This is a genomic window from Marinobacter profundi (genome assembly GCF_002744715.1).
GTDB classification, from domain to species: domain Bacteria; phylum Pseudomonadota; class Gammaproteobacteria; order Pseudomonadales; family Oleiphilaceae; genus Marinobacter; species Marinobacter profundi.
Genome location: NZ_KZ319367.1, coordinates 583,280 through 600,019 on the forward strand (window position 1 = coordinate 583,280; position 16,740 = coordinate 600,019).

14 protein-coding genes are annotated in these 16,740 nt (G+C 59.4%); 7 read left to right on the plus strand and 7 right to left on the minus strand.

Annotated elements, in window-relative coordinates; translation table 11 throughout:
• From gspJ to gorA, 6 genes are read left to right on the plus strand one after another with little or no spacing between them, the layout of a single operon-like run.
• Positions 1-792, plus strand: a complete 792-nt coding sequence (gene gspJ / locus CLH61_RS02565; RefSeq protein WP_099613120.1) for a type II secretion system minor pseudopilin GspJ — start codon at positions 1-3, stop codon at positions 790-792.
• Positions 789-1,790: a type II secretion system minor pseudopilin GspK gene (gene gspK / locus CLH61_RS02570; RefSeq protein WP_170003566.1), complete on the plus strand. Its 1,002-nt coding sequence runs from the start codon at positions 789-791 to the stop codon at positions 1,788-1,790. The genes gspJ and gspK overlap by 4 nt, the downstream gene beginning before the upstream one ends.
• A gap of 17 nt (positions 1,791-1,807) precedes the next feature.
• Positions 1,808-3,112, plus strand: a complete 1,305-nt coding sequence (gene gspL, locus CLH61_RS02575) for a type II secretion system protein GspL (RefSeq protein WP_099613121.1) — start codon at positions 1,808-1,810, stop codon at positions 3,110-3,112.
• A gap of 4 nt (positions 3,113-3,116) precedes the next feature.
• Positions 3,117-3,641 carry a type II secretion system protein GspM gene (gene gspM, locus CLH61_RS02580; protein WP_099613122.1) on the plus strand — a complete coding sequence of 175 codons (525 nt, stop codon included), beginning with the start codon at positions 3,117-3,119 and terminating at the stop codon, positions 3,639-3,641.
• Positions 3,642-3,695: 54 nt separating this feature from the next.
• Positions 3,696-4,367 carry a GNAT family N-acetyltransferase gene (locus CLH61_RS02585; RefSeq protein ID WP_099613235.1) on the plus strand — a complete coding sequence of 224 codons (672 nt, stop codon included), beginning with the start codon at positions 3,696-3,698 and terminating at the stop codon, positions 4,365-4,367.
• A 31-nt stretch (positions 4,368-4,398) separates the two neighbouring features.
• Positions 4,399-5,760 (plus strand): glutathione-disulfide reductase, encoded by a 1,362-nt coding sequence (gorA, locus tag CLH61_RS02590; protein WP_099613123.1) that lies wholly within the window; start codon positions 4,399-4,401, stop codon positions 5,758-5,760.
• 45 nt (positions 5,761-5,805) lie between these two features.
• Here the strand turns inward: gorA and CLH61_RS02595 are convergent, their stop codons facing one another.
• The 3 genes from CLH61_RS02595 to CLH61_RS02605 form a co-directional block, all read right to left on the minus strand.
• Complete coding sequence (locus tag CLH61_RS02595; protein ID WP_099613124.1) at positions 5,806-7,758, minus strand: ATP-binding protein; 1,953 nt, start codon at positions 7,756-7,758, stop codon at positions 5,806-5,808.
• The gene (locus tag CLH61_RS02600; protein WP_099613125.1) at positions 7,755-8,627 is read right to left on the minus strand and encodes an ABC transporter substrate-binding protein; all 873 of its coding nucleotides are present in this window, start codon (positions 8,625-8,627) and stop codon (positions 7,755-7,757) included. The genes CLH61_RS02595 and CLH61_RS02600 overlap by 4 nt, the downstream gene beginning before the upstream one ends.
• A gap of 161 nt (positions 8,628-8,788) precedes the next feature.
• On the minus strand, positions 8,789-10,897 hold the full coding sequence (locus CLH61_RS02605) for a TonB-dependent receptor plug domain-containing protein (protein ID WP_265734782.1): 2,109 nt from the start codon (positions 10,895-10,897) through the stop codon (positions 8,789-8,791).
• 227 nt (positions 10,898-11,124) lie between these two features.
• Here CLH61_RS02605 and CLH61_RS02610 point away from each other — a divergent pair, with 227 nt between their 5' ends.
• Positions 11,125-11,793, plus strand: a complete 669-nt coding sequence (locus CLH61_RS02610) for a molecular chaperone DnaJ (protein ID WP_099613127.1) — start codon at positions 11,125-11,127, stop codon at positions 11,791-11,793.
• On the opposite strand, the gene CLH61_RS02615 is transcribed toward CLH61_RS02610, so the two are convergent.
• The 4 genes from CLH61_RS02615 to CLH61_RS02630 all read right to left on the minus strand — a co-directional run bounded on the left by CLH61_RS02615 (position 11,761) and on the right by CLH61_RS02630 (position 16,696).
• The gene (locus CLH61_RS02615; RefSeq protein ID WP_099613128.1) at positions 11,761-12,774 is read right to left on the minus strand and encodes a bile acid:sodium symporter family protein; all 1,014 of its coding nucleotides are present in this window, start codon (positions 12,772-12,774) and stop codon (positions 11,761-11,763) included. The two genes, CLH61_RS02610 and CLH61_RS02615, sit on opposite strands and share 33 nt — an antisense overlap.
• A complete protein-coding gene (locus tag CLH61_RS02620; RefSeq protein ID WP_099613236.1) occupies positions 12,771-13,451 on the minus strand; it encodes a FadR/GntR family transcriptional regulator in 681 nt (226 codons plus the stop codon). The genes CLH61_RS02615 and CLH61_RS02620 overlap by 4 nt, the downstream gene beginning before the upstream one ends.
• A gap of 95 nt (positions 13,452-13,546) precedes the next feature.
• Entirely contained in the window at positions 13,547-15,031 is a 1,485-nt protein-coding gene (locus CLH61_RS02625; RefSeq protein WP_099613129.1) for a flavin-containing monooxygenase, read from the minus strand.
• Positions 15,032-15,187: 156 nt separating this feature from the next.
• On the minus strand, positions 15,188-16,696 hold the full coding sequence (locus CLH61_RS02630; RefSeq protein WP_228152504.1) for a phospholipase D family protein: 1,509 nt from the start codon (positions 16,694-16,696) through the stop codon (positions 15,188-15,190).
• Positions 16,697-16,740: the final 44 nt, after the last annotated feature.

Sequence of the window (16,740 nt, forward strand, 5' to 3'; positions counted from 1 at the left end):
ATGCCGCCGACCAAGCCGCAGACCAGGCGTTACCAGCAGGGCTTCACCCTCATGGAGGTGCTGATTGCCGTCACCATCACCGCGGTGATTGGTCTCGGAGTCTGGCAGGTGCTGAACGGGGTTATCAGTTCCCGGGACAGGGTGAATGAGGTTTCCGCCGAATTTGACCAGCTGCTGCGTACCTTCCTGTTGATGGAGCGGGATCTTGGCCAGGTGGTCAATCGCCCGGCCCGCAACATCTATGGCGATTTCGAGCCGGCGTTCACCAGCCAGAGCGAGGAATTCGAGCTGCAACTGACACGCCAGGGCTGGCGCAATCCGCTCGGCATCCGGCGTAGCGAACTGCAACGGGTCGCCTGGGAATACACCGGTAGCGAATTGCGCCGGCGTTACTGGGAATCGGTTGACCAGGGCCAGGAAGACAACAGCCATGACCAGTTGATGATATCCGGGATAAACAGTTTCTCGATCCGCTTCATGAATGACGATCGTGCCTGGGTCGACCAGTGGCCCAGTGACGAGGCCATGGCCAGTATCGGAACCACCGTCAGCCCGACCGTGCCGTTGCCGCTGGGTGTTGAAATCACTCTGGAGCACGAACGATTCGGCGAACTGTCCCGGATTTACGCCTTGCCACAGTTCGATCCGGCGACCGCGCAGGGCATCGTGAATCAGGCCAATGACCAGGAGCCGGGCGGGCAGAGCGATACCGATGACACGGAAGAAAGTGACCAGGACGCCACCGGGGCAACGCCGGCTGACAACCAGGACGCAGGGGTTAACCCGCAATGAATCGACGCCCGCCGTCAGGTAACCAGCAGGGAGTCGCACTGATTATGGTGCTGCTGGCCATGGCACTGGTGGTTATTCTGGCGACCGGTATGACCCAGCAACAGAGTGTGCGGGTATTCCGTGCCGGCCATTATCTGGCTCAACAACAGGGCCACAGTGTTGCGCTGGGGGCAGAGGTTTTTGCCGGCCAGATCCTCAAGCGGGACTTTGACCAGGATCGTGAGGATGGCGCAGCGGTCGACAGTCCTGACGAATTCTGGGCCCGTTATTCCGCAATCCTGCCGCTGGATGACGGCGGTGTGGCGGAAGTCCAGATCGACGAACTGGGCGGACGGATCAATCTGAACGACCTGGTCTCCCCGGCGGGGCAGGTGGACACGACGACCCGGGACCGGCTCGCCCGGCTGCTGCAGGTGCTGGACATCAATGAGGTGCCAGTGGATGCCATCGTTGACTGGATTGATGACAATGATCAGACAACCAGTGCCTACGGTGCAGAAGACGGTGAGTACCTGCTGTCCGATCCGTCTTACCGCGCGGCTAACCAGCCCTTTGCCAGTGTCAGTGAACTTCGGTTGATCCGGGGCATGACCGAGGAGGCCTACACCGCATTATTGCCTCATGTGGCGGCGTTACCCGTGCATGGCACCGGAATCAATGTAAACTTTGCCACCGGCGCAGTACTGCAGTCTCTGCATCAGGAACTGACGCCGGCCCAGGCAGAGTCTATCCTTGAGAGAAGAACCGAGGAGCGCTTTGAAAACCTGCAGGATTTCCTGGCATTGCCGGAGTTTGCCGGCCTTGGTCTCAAGTCCGCTGGCCTGGGCCTGAGAAGCCGGTTTTTTGAAGTTGTCGCCCGCATTACCTACGATAATCGCGTCGCAAGCCTGGTCAGCCTGGTTTACCGAGACCAGGAGGGCAAGGTCCAGACTGTGCGGCGGGACGCCAGTCAGAAGGCTCGCATCAACAAGGAACCTTTTGCAGTTTCAGAAGGTTAAAGAGGATTCTTAATACAATGTCTTATCGCCTTTATGTTCGCCCGGTACCGCCCTTTGCGGATCTGGAATCGGATCCCGGCGCCCAGGTTTATAACTGGGTGCTGGTGGATGCCAGTGGCGATGCGCAGGCCAGGGGGTTGGCCCAACTCCGGGAACAGATCGAGCAGGCGCTGGGCCAGAACGCCCTGGAAAATGTGCTGCTTATCGGGTTGATCCCCGGCGATGAGGCACTGTTCTGTTTCGCGGACATTCCCGCCAAGCAGACCCGCTACGTGCAGCAGGCCCTGCCATATGCGGTGGAGGAACAGATCGCCCAGGACATCGACTCGGTGCATCTTGCCCTCGGAAACCGTGATGAGGCCGGCTTTCGGGTGGCCGCGATTGACCATGGCCAGATGGGTGCCTGGCGGGATCTGTTCAGCCACTGGGACCATACTCGCCTGGAGGCCATCTACCCGGACGCGGCTCTGCTACCGGTCACCGAAGGTGGCTGGTCCATCTGCCTCGATGGTGAGTTCGCCCTGATGGCCAGTGACCGGGGCGAGTGGTTGCGGATGCAGTCTGCCAACCTGGTGATGTTTGCCCAGACCCTGGCGATTCCCCCCAGCGAGGAAGTGGTTGCTGAGGTTCCGGTAACCATCTATGGCACCGAAGCCGAACTTGAGCAGCAACAATCGGTGATTGCCTCGCTGCAGGGATCCGGCCGGCTGGTGGTCCGGCAACAGCAACTGGAGTTGATGCCGCTGGAATTGCTTGCCCATGCCCATTACCAGCATGCCTGTACACCCATCAACCTTTGCCAGGGCAGTTACTCGGTAAGGGTCGACCGGGAAAGCCCGCTGAAACCCTGGCGCCCGCTGATTGCCGTTGCATCGGTGTGGTTCGTGCTGCAAGTGGCGGTGGAAGCCGGTATGGGCCTGTACCATCAACGCCAGGCAAGCCAGATTTCGGACCAGGCCATGGCGATCTACCGGGAAAGCTTTCCCCAGGACCGGCGCACCCACGCCGGCAACGTGCGCCGGGTTGTCGAAGGGCAGCTGCGGCTTGCCGGATCGTCAGGCGATGTCGAAGGTTTCCTGACGCTGATGAAGTTTACCGGGGAACAATACTCGCAATTGCCTGCCCGCGACTCGGTCACCTTCAATTCCATAAATTACAGCCGATCCCGGGGAGAACTGGTGGTTGATCTGCATGCCGATAACTATGACAAACTGAGCGCCTTGCGAAACGGCCTGGCGGGACGCGGCCTGGAGGCCAACATCGGTTCGGTAGTCAATGAAGCCAGCGGTGCCCGTGGCCGCCTGACGGTTTCAGGAGGCTGATGCAATGCTGGGACGAATCAAGGAACAACCGGCGGTTGGTAAACTCATCGCACAGTACGACCAGTTACCCAGGCGCGACCAGAAAGCCTTACTGGTGCTCTCGATTGCAATCTTTATCGGCATTCTCTATTTCGTCATCTGGCGTCCGGTTGCCGATTTTAATGATCGCGCCGTCAGTGCACGGGAGAACGCCGTCGAATTGCTGGGCTGGATGCAGGCTAATCGGAGCAATATTGCCGCGCTCGCCGCGACAGGGAGCAATGGTGGCAGTACCTCATCCATAGCCAATGGCCGCGAACTGATGGCCGTGGTCACCCGCAGTGCCGGTGAAGCGGGCATCTCCCTGCAACGGTTTGAGCCGAGTGGTGACACTGCGATTCGGGTATGGCTGGAAAATGTTCCGTTTAATCAGGTGGCTGCCTGGCTGGAGGGCCTCGGTGACGAGCACGGCATCGTGGTTGACCAGGCATCTCTTGACCGGCGTGACACACCGGGCCTTGTTTCGGTGAGACTGACACTGGCGATCTGATCTCCAGGTGCTGTGTCCGGCTCACAATCATCCCAAGAAAAGGGAGCAATGGAAATGGCAAACGGCAGTTCGGAAAACAACAAGCAACAACAGCCTGTCATTGTGCGACTGGATGAAACTGCGCTGAACGAGGCGAAGTCCATTCTCTACCAGGCTTACCGGCATGAACCGACATTCCAGTACCTTTTTGATTACCGCCGGCCGGGTTACGAGAAGCGGGTAAGGGCAACCATCAGGGAGCTGATCGGACTCTACTTCGAATTGCAGCAGGACGCGATTGGTGTGATGGTGGATGACACCCTGGTTGCGGTGGCGTTTATCGGGGATCCGGAATTGCGGCTCAATCTTGCCGAGCAACTGAGCTGGCGAATGAAAATGGTGCTGACCGCAGGTTTTGCCTCCACCCGCCGATACCTGGATTACCACCAGAAAATTCGGGAGATGTTGCCTGAAAGCCGGTTTGCCCACCAATTACCCCTGATGGGCGTCAACCCAAAATACCAGAACCGCGGTTACGGTCGCGAACTGCTCGAAGCGGTGCAGCGACTGTGCTCGGAGAACCCGGCAGGATGCGGACTGGTGCTGGATACCGGGAATACCCGCTACCTGCAATTCTATGAATCGGAAGGATTCCGACCGCTTGGTAAAATCCGGCTCGGTGACTTCGAGGATTACGTACTGTTCCGGGAAGTGCCGGGATACGCGGCGACGGCAACCGGCGGCTAACGATCCAGCAACACATATTTGAGGAGACAGCGTGGCAGAGCGTTACGATTTTGATCTGATCGTCATTGGTGCCGGTTCCGGCGGTGTTCGGCTGGCGCGGATGTCCGCCCAGCGGGGCGCCCGGGTGGCCGTGGTGGAGTCCCGCTACCTGGGCGGCACCTGTGTAAATGTGGGCTGCGTGCCGAAGAAACTGTTTGTATACGGCGCCCACGTCAGTGACGACCTGGAGGATGCTGCCGGCTACGGCTGGCACATTCCCCACGACCAGGTGAGTTTTGACTGGCCGACGCTGGTTGCCAATAAGAATGCTGAGATTGAGCGCCTCAACGGTATCTATGGCCGCCTGCTGGAAAATGCCGGCGTGACAATCATCAACGGCACGGCGGCTTTGCAGGACGCCAATACCGTGGTGGTGGGTGACCGCAGTTATACCGCCGGGCACATTACGGTGGCGACCGGCAGCTGGCCGGTGGTGCCCGATATTCCCGGCAAGGAAAGCATCCTTACCTCCAATGAGATGTTCTACCTGCCGCAGCTGCCGCGGGAGGCCGTTATCTGGGGCGGCGGATACATTGCCGTCGAATTTGCCGGAATACTGGCGGGGCTGGGAGTGGACACCACGCTGATCTATCGGGGCGAGCGGTTCCTTCGTGGCTTCGATGACGATATCCGCACCTTCCTTGCGGATGAGATGACCAAGAAAGGCATCAAACTGAAGTTTGGCGTCACCATTGAATCTGTCAGTTCCGACAACTCGCACTATTCGCTGGCACTTTCGGACGGTTCAGTCATGACCACCGGTCTGGTGATGGCAGCGACCGGGCGGCGGGCGCTGGTCGATGGCCTCGGGCTGGAGCAACTCGGGGTTGAGCTGAACCAGAGCGGGCACGTGGTGGTGGACGAGCATTTCCAGACCGCAGTGCCTTCAGTCACTGCGCTTGGCGATGTCATTGGTACGCCCCAGCTGACGCCGGTGGCACTCGCCCAGGCCATGGTGTTGTCACGTCGTTTGTTTGGCGATGGCAAGGGCGAAATGGATTACTCGTTCATTCCGACCGCCGTCTTCTGTCAGCCCAACATCGGAACCGTCGGATTGACCGAAGCCGAGGCCCGGGAGGCGGGCCACAGCCTGCGGATTTTCCGCTCGGAGTTCCGCCCGATGAAGTACACCCTCAGTGGCCGGGATGAGCGCTGTCTGATGAAGCTGGTGGTGGATGCAGACACTGATCGGGTCATCGGAGCCCACATGGTCGGTCCCGACGCCGGAGAGATAACCCAGGGCCTGGCCGTCGCCATGAAAGCGGGCGCCACCAAAGCGGACTTTGACAGCACCCTGGGAATCCACCCCACATCGGCAGAGGAATTTGTCACCATGAGGGAGCCGGTTGCCTGAGGATCGCAGGCACGGCGCTGATACCTTGCAGGTCTACGGACGGACTCAGACTCTTACCCAGCGACCAAGCACCGTCTGAAGGTTCTCTTTTTTCACCGGCTTGGACAGGTAGTCGCTCATACCGGTCTCCCGGCAGGTCTGTTCGGTGCCCGGTAGTGCATCGGCGGTCAGGGCGATGATGGGTGTATGGCCCTGACCCATACTACGCTCCCATTCGCGGATTTCCCGGGTTGCCTGATAGCCGTCCATCACCGGCATCTGGCAATCCATCAGGATAACCGAGTAACCGGAATGGCATGAGCGCACCCGCTCGATCGCTTCTTCGCCATTGGTGGCGGTGTCGGTTTCAAAACCGAGCCGGGCAAGCAGGGCCGAGGTCACCCGCTGGTTGACCGGATTGTCTTCAACAATCAGGGCCCGGCCGGGGGGATAGTCTGCGCTGGAAAGCGGGGCAGGGGCCGGTGGACGCTCGTTGCAGCTGTCGCACTTAAGCTCGAACGGAACCTCAAACCGGAACGATGAACCCCTGCCGAGATCGGTTTCTACCTGGATGTGCCCGCCCATCAGCTCAACCAGTCGTTGAACCAGGGACAGACCCATTCCGGTTCCGCCATGCCGTCTGGAATGGGAATGATCCAGCTGCTCAAAGCTGTTGAATATTTCCGCCATCCGGTCCGAGGGTATCCCTGCGCCGGAATCAACTACTGCACAGGCCAGCTTCATGGCACTGCCCTCCAGCGGTAACCATTCAGCAACTACCGAGACTGAACCTTCATCGGTGAATTTGATGGCGTTGTCCAGCAGGCCTGCCAGGACCTGGCGGAGGCGCGGCCCGTCACCGCAAACCGCCGGATGGGCCGGCCAGTCCCCAAGCCAGTCAAGGGTGAGTACAAGCCCCTGCTGGGCGGCCTGGTGGCGGAAAGTCGCGGTGCAATTCTCGATCAGTTGGCGGAGGTCGAACGACTGGCGGTCGAGCTCAAGTTTGCCCCGGTCCAGCCGGGAAAAGTCGAGGATATCATTGATTACAGTCAGCAGATCCTCGGTCGACTGCCGCGCGGTCAGCAGGTAATCCTGCTGTCGTTCGCTGAGGGGCTCTTCGCCCACCAACTCTATCATGCCCAACACGCCGTTAAGTGGTGTGCGTAATTCGTGACTCATCACCGCCAGGAATTCCGATTTGGCGAGATTGGCCGCTTCCGCTCGCTCCCGGGACTGCTCGGAGGCCGCCAGTGTCTGCTCTCTCGAGGCCTGGAGCTCGGCCAGGTGTTCGGCCAGGGCATTCAGGTTCTCCTCAAGTTCGTGGACTTCCCGCGAGGTTTGCTGCTGACTGGGCGGCACTGTTTCGTAGTGGCGGGCCTTGAGTTTCTTTACCCGTTCCGACAGCTGCTCGATCGGTGCGACGATGCCGTGCAGCACCCGGTTAACCACCAGCAAGGTCAGAAAGAGCAGGACCAGGCCGACCCCGACCGAAGTCCAGATAATCTCCCTCCGCTGGGCGTCCAGCAGGCCGAGATCAAGCCCCACCTGGACGGTTCCCATCCGCAGCGCACCGGAGCCCAGTGCATAGTCAGGCTCAAACCAGGATGAATCGTCGACGCCGGACATTTCCAGTGGTTGCTGCAGGATGTCTGATTCGAAAACTTCAACGTCCTCGGTTGCAGGAAGGTCATCGGGCATCAGGGTGTCCCGGGAAACCAGGCCCACCTGACGGCCCATGACATCAAGCACCCGGATCCAGCTGGCGTGGCTGCGCTGCAGAGACCGGTCGAGAATCTGCTGCAATACCCGGGTATTGCCGGATACCACGGCATATTCCACAGCCGGGGCGAGGTTGTCGGCCAGGCTCTGGCTGCTGTTGAGGAGATCAGTTTGCGCATCATCGATCCGCGCCGAGGTGAAAAACACCAGCAGCGTCAGGAACATGACCACCGCCGGAGCGGCACCCAGCCACAACAGGCGACGGGTAAGGGTAGGCAGGGTACCGGCCGATCGACTCATGGCGCTACCTCCTGCAACTGCCGGATGTTGTCCTGTAATTGCTGTTCAAGTGCCTGGTCGTCGCCAAGAAGAATGTTCAGCGAGCGCGCAACCTGACGGTTGACTTCAATGGCATAGCCAAGTGGATAGGCGGCGGGAGGAAAAGCACCTTTTTCCCGGTGAGTGCGGATGTAGCCGGCAGCTTCCCGGACCAGTGTGGTCAGGGGGGTGTAAGTGGACGCCAGGGCACCGGCCTTGACATAGGCCTGACGAGGGCCAATCACAATGCGACTTCTGCGGTAGGCGGTCAGCAGGATGTGCTTGATGGTACGAGGGTTGTAGATTCGGTCGTCCGGCAGGGCCAGCAGGAAATCGCCATAACCGAGGGCGCGTACCAGGGTTGGAATCAGCCGGTCATCGCTGGAAACCACAAACACCTGAGCTTCCAGCCCGGCGTCACGCAGGGGCGCCAACTGGTTGTCGTAGCGTAACGCGTTTTCCGGTCGGGCCAGCACGGCAATCCGGGTTGCATGAGGCAGAATCGTTTTGCCCAGCAGTGCCTGTCGAGCCAGGGGCGGGTCGTAAAACAGCGCGGATATGCGCTCTGAAGGTGCGTTCAGCGCAGAATAGAAGCCCTCGTTCACCAGCAGCGCCAATATCGGGGATTCGGGGCTTTCCTGAAGCACCCGGGTGACCGCCTCAGGACCAAGGGCAACGACCGGAACGGAAGGGGCCTTGCGTGCCTGGTCTTCGCGGAAGGGCAGTACCGTAAGCTCCGGCCGGTTATCGGTTGCATCGGTCCCGGAGAGCGCCTTTTCCAGTAAGTCGCTGACACGCTGGTCGACGGCGGGGTTGCCGGTACCGGCCAGAAACAGGGTGTTCTCCATCATAACGTTGGCCTGGGCCAACGCTGGAAGCGCCGCCAATAGCCAAAAGACCATCGAGGCGAAGACTGGCCTGACCCTTCGCCCGATACCCTTGGCTTTAGAGACTCTATGGTGGCTGAATGTCATACCTTTCCTGGTAATGGCGTCTTCCCTGTGCAGGTTGGTCAGAACCGTACGCCCGCCTCGACAAAGAACTGGTTCCGTTCCTTGATGATGTTATCCGGACTCAGCAACGGGTGATCGTTCAGATAGTGCTGAACGGTGAAGGCCAGCTCATAACTGTATCGGGGCTGGTCGACCCGCCGTGCCAGCCGAAAATCCGTACGCTCGAACTGTCCGTTACGAAATTCGTCCGCAAAGTAGAACGCTGCGGATGAATACAGGTCAAATGGCAACTCCTGAATCCAGGCGAAGCTTCCGGAATGGCGCACCGACAATCGTCCCAGCAGATCAATGGCGTATTGCTGACGGTCAGCGGGAATATCCCGCGTCCCGGTGTAGGTACCTTCCTGGTCCAGATACCCATAGCTTAGCCGTAATCGCGTGCCTGGGTAGTCCAGCGTGGCCTCGACTTCGAACCCTTCCTGATCCAGCGCGACGTTGTTGTCGATGGTCCAGTCCTCAAGACCGATGATGCCACTGATCATGTCACGCAGCTGGTCATTGAAGTACCGGACTTCAAGGGACAAGAGCGCCGAGTCCAGATGATACTGGCCATAATAGCTGATCTCCCTGGACTGGATCCGTTCCTCCTGCAGCCATGCCCCGTAGGTCGATGTGGCGGGATCGAGAAAATCAGCAATCGGAAACTGCTGGCCGTCGAGGCCGGAGTACAGGTCTGGAGTTACGTCTGTGGGGCGATAGGACCAGTCCGGCTCCTGCTCGAAGGCATCCGGTGTTCTGACGGCCTCGGAATATACGAATCGCAGGGTGTGATTGCGGGCCATGATGAAATTGGCAGCTACCCTGGGCGAGAAATAATTTTCCTGTGTGGTGGTGGTACTTTCCCAGTTGCCACCGGCATTCAGTGTGAGCCAGCGGGTAGGCGAGTACTCCAGGTTGCCAAACACCCGTGCCAGGTAATTCCGGCCCCGGCCGTCGAAAAACGTCTCCGATTCGTATTGATCCTCACGGTAGCCGACACCGGAAATCAATCTCAGGTTCTGGTTGAAGATCAGGGTGTCCTGGGCTTCCAGTTCCAGGCGGGATTCCTCGATGTCATTATTGAGAGTTGCACAGAACAACGGCTCATCGGGAGCTCCCGGCAGGATTTCCGAGGGTGGAAGACATATCGGCCAGCGCTGGCGACGGTTATAGTTCTGGTAGCTGGCCTGCAGGTGATAGAAGTGGCCGGAACTCACCGAATCATTGAACCTGACCTGCAGGTAGTAGTCATCCACGGTGATGTCCGGATCGGCCTGAGCGCCAAATTCACCGCTTTTGATCTGGTCTTCTTCGTTGATGCCATCCACGACGCCACCACGGAACTCCAGGCTATGCCGGGAATCGAGAGCCAGCAGGCTGTCGTAGGTGAAGGTGTTCATGTCGATGCCATCGTGGAAGGGCGCTTCCACCGAGCGGTCCAGTTGCCTGTCGAAACCGTCAGACTTGCGCTTTTCGTAGGCCAGACGCCAGTTATAGTCGCCGGATGCATTGCCCGTGGAGCCAAAGGTACGCAAATATCCCCGGCTGCCGGAAACCGCCCGGACTTCGGTGCCGCCGGTGTCCTCGGGGGAGCGGGTAATGATATTGATGGTGGCAAGGAAGGCGTTGATGCCATAAGCGGCGGCATTGGGGCCGCGGCTGACTTCGATGCGCTCAATCAGCTCCAGCGGCACGGGCATGGCGTTCCAGTCGACGTCCGCAAGGTTAGGGCGGTAAGAGGTCCGGCCATCCACCAGCACCTGCATGCGTCGCTGTTCATAATGGACAGTGCCATGGTAACTGGTGACCGGATTGTTGCTGCCAACGGCCGCGACGGTCATCCCGGGAACCAGGCGGAAAACCTCCACAAGGTTCATGATACCGAGGGCACGAATCAGCTCGCCTTCAATGATGGTGGTGGTGCCGGGCACCCGGGATTTGGGTTGGCGCAGACGGGTGGTGGTCAATACTTCGGGGATATCGGAGGTCAGCGATAATTCGCCGGAGGCGAGATAAGCTTCCATATCTCCGGTTGCGGTGCCCGCGGCATGTAACGGATTGGCGAACAGGACAAGACAACCCAGCAAAGAACTGGAGATAATTGTGGGCGGTACGCGTCTGGTAGTCACGGTTGCTATTCTTCTCTGGCTCATCACTCGCTTTACTGGGCCCGAATTGACTCGCAAATTGCCTGCAATAAGGCTCGACCCAACCAGTGCCTGTATCTGTTATTCTTTGGCCGGCTGGAACGCGCAGGAGGCTCCCCTTAACATTAACTGGGGTTCATGATAAGTCAGCGGGAACGGACTTGTCTCGCTCTGGCAAAAACTATTTACCGAATCAGGAGCAGTACCCGATGAACTGCTGGGAAATTCTGGGCATCGCACCCACCAGGAACCGCTCTGAGATTGAGCGCGCCTACAACCAACAGAGTAAGTTTGCCTCGGCTGAAGAGGCTGTCCGTCTGGATTCTGCCTTGCAGCAGGCACTTTCCGAGGCTGGCTACCCGGCAGCTGACACCCCTGAAGCGCAAGTGGAATCTGCCAGGCCCGAAATCAGCGAGCCTGCCGCCGCGGATCAGGTCGCGCCCGTGGCTGAGGCACGGGAACTTTCCGACAGCGAGCATCAGGTTGTCCGTGAAGTGGTCATTCAGGTTCAGGCGCTGCTGAATGATCAGCATCGCAGCTCTGAGGTTGCAATCTGGCGGGCAATCCTTTGCGAACCTCCGGCAGACCAGCCCGCTGTAAGAAACGAAATCGGCCAGGCACTGGAGCATCAGTTACGCCCGCTTGCGGATAATGGGGCTCTTGATGCGCCTGTAGCGGGCTTTCTGGGTGACTGGTTTGGCTGGTACGAACTGCGTGACCGGTTGGCCCGCGAACAAAACGCTGACCAACCGGACCAGGAAGTTGCCGAACAGATCGAGCGGGCGCAGCTGCAGATGACCAACTTCTGGCCGGCGGTGATTGGCTGGATTGCCGCCCTCGTTATCCTAACCGCACTGTTTGGTGGTTTTGGCGGTTAAGGACTTGGCGGCTGAGGCTTCCTCGATCTTCTGGCGGTAACGCTGGGCCAGGATGGCCCCGACGATGACCTGGATCTGGTTGTAACACATGATCGGCAACACGATCATGCCAAAGCCCGGGTGGCCGGAAAACAGTACCTTCGCCATGGGCAGCCCGGAGGCCAGGCTTTTCTTGGAGCCGCAGAACACCACGGCGGCTTCGTCTTCCAGGCTGAAGCCGAACCGCCGCACCAGCCAGTGCGCCATCAGCATGAACAGGCCAAGCAGGGCAAAACACAGGGCAATGGCCAGGACAATGGCCGACAACGGCAGGTTCTCCCAGAGCCCGCTGACCACCGAGTTGGAAAATGCCGAGTAGACGATCAGCCAGATGACGCATTTATCGTAGCGGGCACTAAGGGTCTCGTTTCGCGCCAGGAACCCGCCCAGCCAGGGCCGCATGGCATGCCCGACAAAGAACGGCAGCAGCAATTGCAGCACGATGTCCTTCAAGGCCTTGGCAATCGGAAAGTCCGCCGCGCCGGAAGTACTGACCAGCAACAGCAGCAGGAACGGTGTGAGCATCATGCCGAATACGTTGGAGGCTGCCGCACTGCAGATCGCCGCCGGTACATTACCCCGCGCCAGGGCGGTGTAGGCAATGGATGACGACACCGCTGACGGCAGCACACCCAGGTACAGGAATCCCAGTCCGAGATCTTCCGGCATCCAGCGGGGCGCCAGTTCGTTCACCGGCAGTACCGCCAGGGGGAAGAACACAAAGGTAAGTGACGTAATCAGGATATGCAGGCGCCAGTGGGTAGCGCCGGCCACAATTTGCTGGCGGGAGAGCGCAGCGCCATGCAGAAAAAACAGCAAGGCCACCGCAACCGTGCCGGCCGTCGCCAGCAGATCTGCAGCGGAGCCTCGTACCGGCAGAAATGACGCCAATACAATCGCACCCAGCAATAACCAGGTAAACAGATCAATCCGAACCTTCATTGGGCTCTCCTCGAAAGCGCATCAAGACTGGGTTTCAGCAACGCCGTTGCGAGTTTTTCGGCCTGCGCGGAATCCTGGCGGCGGATTGCGGCCAGCAGTAATTCATGATCCTCCTGGGATGGCTCCGGCAGGTCGGCATCCAGTTCGGTGCGTTCGATGGTCCGACTGACTGCGTGCGCAAAATAATCGTAGATTTCGGTGAGGGCAGGGTTGTGGGCTGCAGCCACCAGGGCATGGTGAAAGCGCTCATCGTGCCGGATGCGCTCGGTGACGTCGGCCGAGGCCCGGGCGCGGCGGTCGAGTGCTTCGGTCATGATTGCCACATCCTCGGCAGTACGCCGCTCGGCCGCAAGTCTTGCGGCTTCGGTTTCCAGCATGGCGCGCACTTCAAGCTGATCTCTCAGCCGGGCATGTTCTATCCGCCGCAGGGTTTCCCCGCGATCCTTCAGGGCCCGTACATAGGTGCCATCGCCCTGGCGGGTCTCCAGCATCCCGACATGGACCAGTACCCGAACGGCTTCCCGTACCGTGTTACGACTGACTCCCAGGGAGTCGGCGAGCTCCGCTTCAACCGGCAGCTTCTCGCCCAGCGACCATTGGCCGGACTCAATAGCGCCGCGCAGGCTTTCAAGCGCTGTATCCACCAGGGAGCCCCTGGCAACCCGTTCAAGTTTCATGATCAACCTATCATCCTGAAATCAGATCATCCAATCATCCTATCTTTAAATCGGAAGTTCAACCATTGACTGTGCTTTAGGGGTGGGGCGCCGGCCTAGCCGGCGGTCACCAAAGGGATAAAGTGGTAATCGGATGCTTCGACGTGACGGGTTTTCAGCCGGTAGCTGAAGGTAAAGCCAGGCCAGTTGACGGTGTTCTTGCCATTCTTGTCGAGGTACCAGGAGGTGCAGCCCGAGTCCCACACACTGCCTTCAAGGCCTTGCTGGATCCGGGTGCTGAAGGCAGCCTGGATATCGTTTTTTACATCCATCGCGGTGCCCGGGCGTTGTAGCAGTTCCCGCAGACAATCCATGACGTAGTGAACCTGGGATTCCAGCATGAAGACGATGGAGTTATGGGCAAGGTTGGTGTTGGGGCCATAGAGAATGAAGAGGTTCGGAAAGCCACTGACAGAAATACCCTTGTACGCCTCGGCACCCTTGCGCCAGGCCTCATTAAGGCCGATTCCGCCGCTGCCGGTTATCGTCATCGGAGCCAGGAACTCGGTAGCCCGGAAACCGGTGCCGTAGATAATGGCGTCTACCGGATAGCGGTGCCCGTCCCGGGTCACCACGGCGTCTTCCTCGATGTGATCAATCGGCTGGGTCACCAGGTCAACATGGGGCTGGTCCACTGCGGTATACCAGTCGTTGGAGATCAGGATCCGCTTGCAGCCGATTTTGTAATCCGGGATCAGCAGCCTGCGTTTTTCGGGGTTTTTTACGCGCTTGCGGGCTTCCCTGCGGGCCTGAATGGCGAAGAGTTCCAGCAGGCCAGAGAAGCGGGTAAAGGCAAGCGCGCGGCTTTCATTCTTCCAGTAGATCATCGAACGGTAGAGCCGGTCCCATGCCGGCAACGATCGAAACAGACTTTGCTCCCAGACCTTGAAGGGGCGATCCGGCTTGGGCAAAACCCACGACGCAGAGCGCTGGAATAACGCAAGCTTACTCACTTTCGGCACGATTTCCGGGACAAACTGAATGGCGCTGGCACCGGTGCCGATGACTGCAACGGACTTGCCGCTGAGGTCATAGCGGTGATCCCAGCGTGCGGAATGGAAGATATGGCCGCGGAAACGATCCGTGCCGGGAATGTCCGGGTACGCCGGCTGGTTGAGCTGCCCGGTCGCCGTAATCAGCACATCCGCGTCATAGCGGCCACCGCTGGCTGTCTCGACCTGCCATTGCCCGGCAGCCTGGTCATAAGTCGCCGCGGTAACCTCCTGGTTAAAGCGGATATGCTCACCCAGTCCGTATTTCTCGACACAGTGCTCCATGTAATCGAGTATTTCCTTCTGCAGGCCGAACTTGCGGGACCAGTTGTGCCTGGGCTCGAACGAGAAGGAATACAGATGGGACTGCACGTCGCAGGCCGCGCCGGGATAGGTGTTGTCGCGCCAGGTACCGCCAACCCCCGGGGCCTTCTCGAGCATGGTAAACGAATGAATGCCCGCCAGCTTGAGCTGTATGGCCATGCACAGGCCGCCAAAGCCGGTGCCGATAATAAGGATGTTGCGGGATGCGGCCCCGGAATTTGTCATGGGTGACTCCTGAATACGCCCGTGCTGAGTTCGTTATTGTAAAAACAGCCGTCAGTATAAGAGCGTCCGGATTACTGCGGCATGTCTTAGAGTGACAAACTGACTGACAAGAAATTCCGGAACGACCGAGCCCAGCCCCGCGGGCATTGTCGGAACTTACAGTAATGGCTCGATGGGGAGCAGCGACATCAGGAAAACCATGACTCGCTTGCCCAGCGTGGTGTTGGGCTCATGACCGTGAATAAGATTGCGGCCTTCCGCCTGCTCCAGCCAGTAGAGATTGCCCCTGCTGTCGAGCTTGACCTGATAGGCGCGCATGGGCACATCTTCCAGAAATGCCTCGTCGATGGCGCTGGCGAGAACCGGGCTGTTGATGACAAAGCCCAGCTCCGTATTGAGGTGGGTGGAGCGGGGGTCAAAGTTGAATGATCCGACAAAGAGCTGCTCGCCATCCACCGCGAAGGTTTTGGCGTGAAGACTGGAACCCGAGCTGCCAAAAGGTGCGGAGCCACCCTTTGTCTCGCCTGCGTCACCCGCGACCTTGCGCAGCTCATAGAGTACGACACCGGCCTCAAGCAGTGGCTCGCGGTACTTGGCGTAAGCTGCATGGACCGCAGCCATGTCGGTCGCCTCCAGGGCATTGGTCAGGATCTGCACTTCCACGCCACGTGCTACCAGCCGGCGGAAAAGCTCGACGCCGGCCCCGGTCGGGATCAGGTAGGGTGATACCAGAGTGACCCGCTGCTGCGGTGACCCAAGGGCCTCAAGCAGCTGCCGGCTCAGCAGGCCTGTCACCGGTGCGCGGTCCAGTGCCTTCGCCGGATCGTCACTGACCATCACCGTCGGCGCCCATTCCAGTTTAAGCTGGCCTGTCAGCAAAGCCTGCAGCAGATTCGTGTCCTGAAGCGTTCTGAGATAGTCTCTTGCCTCGCGGCTTTTGCCGACCTGCTCGAGAGTGTTGACCACCGCCTCGGTGTCCGCCGTCGAGGGTTCCGCGAGAATCAGCTCCGCCGGATAGGACGACTGACTGTTCCAGTAAAGGTCAAAATCATTGCTGACGTCGACCACGACCGGCCCCACCGCCAGCACGTCGAGATCCGCAAACAGTACGCCGTCGGTGGCGCCGAAATACTCATCGCCAATGTTGCGGCCTCCGATAATTGTGGCCTGGTTGTCGGCGGTGAAGGATTTGTTGTGCATCCTGCGATTGATCCGGACAAAGTCCGTGAAGTAGTTGACCCACTTGGGGTTCCGGACCACAAACGGGTTAAACAGCCGCACCTCGATATTGGGGTGGGAATTGAGTACCGCAAAGTAGCGGTCAAGGCCACGGATGCCGTTGTCGTCCATCAGCAGGCGGACGCGGATGCCGCGGTCCGCAGCGGACAGCAACGACCTCATCAACAGCAGCCCCGTGGTATCGCCCTGCCAGATGTAATACTGGATATCCAGCGACTGGTCGGCAGCCTCTGTAAGCAGGGCACGCGCTGCGAAAGCATCCATCGGATCCGCCAGCGGGTAGATGCCACTGGCTCCGGGATGTTCATCAACTCTTGAGGCGATGGAGCCGCCCAGACGGGTCGTGATGGTTTCTTGGGCGGGAATGGCAAGTGATGACTGGCGATTGTCGAGCGGGGGTAATCGAGCACAGCCTCCCGCCAGCATCAAGGTCGCTAGCAGGAAGACCGTCAACAGGGAGACGGAGAGTG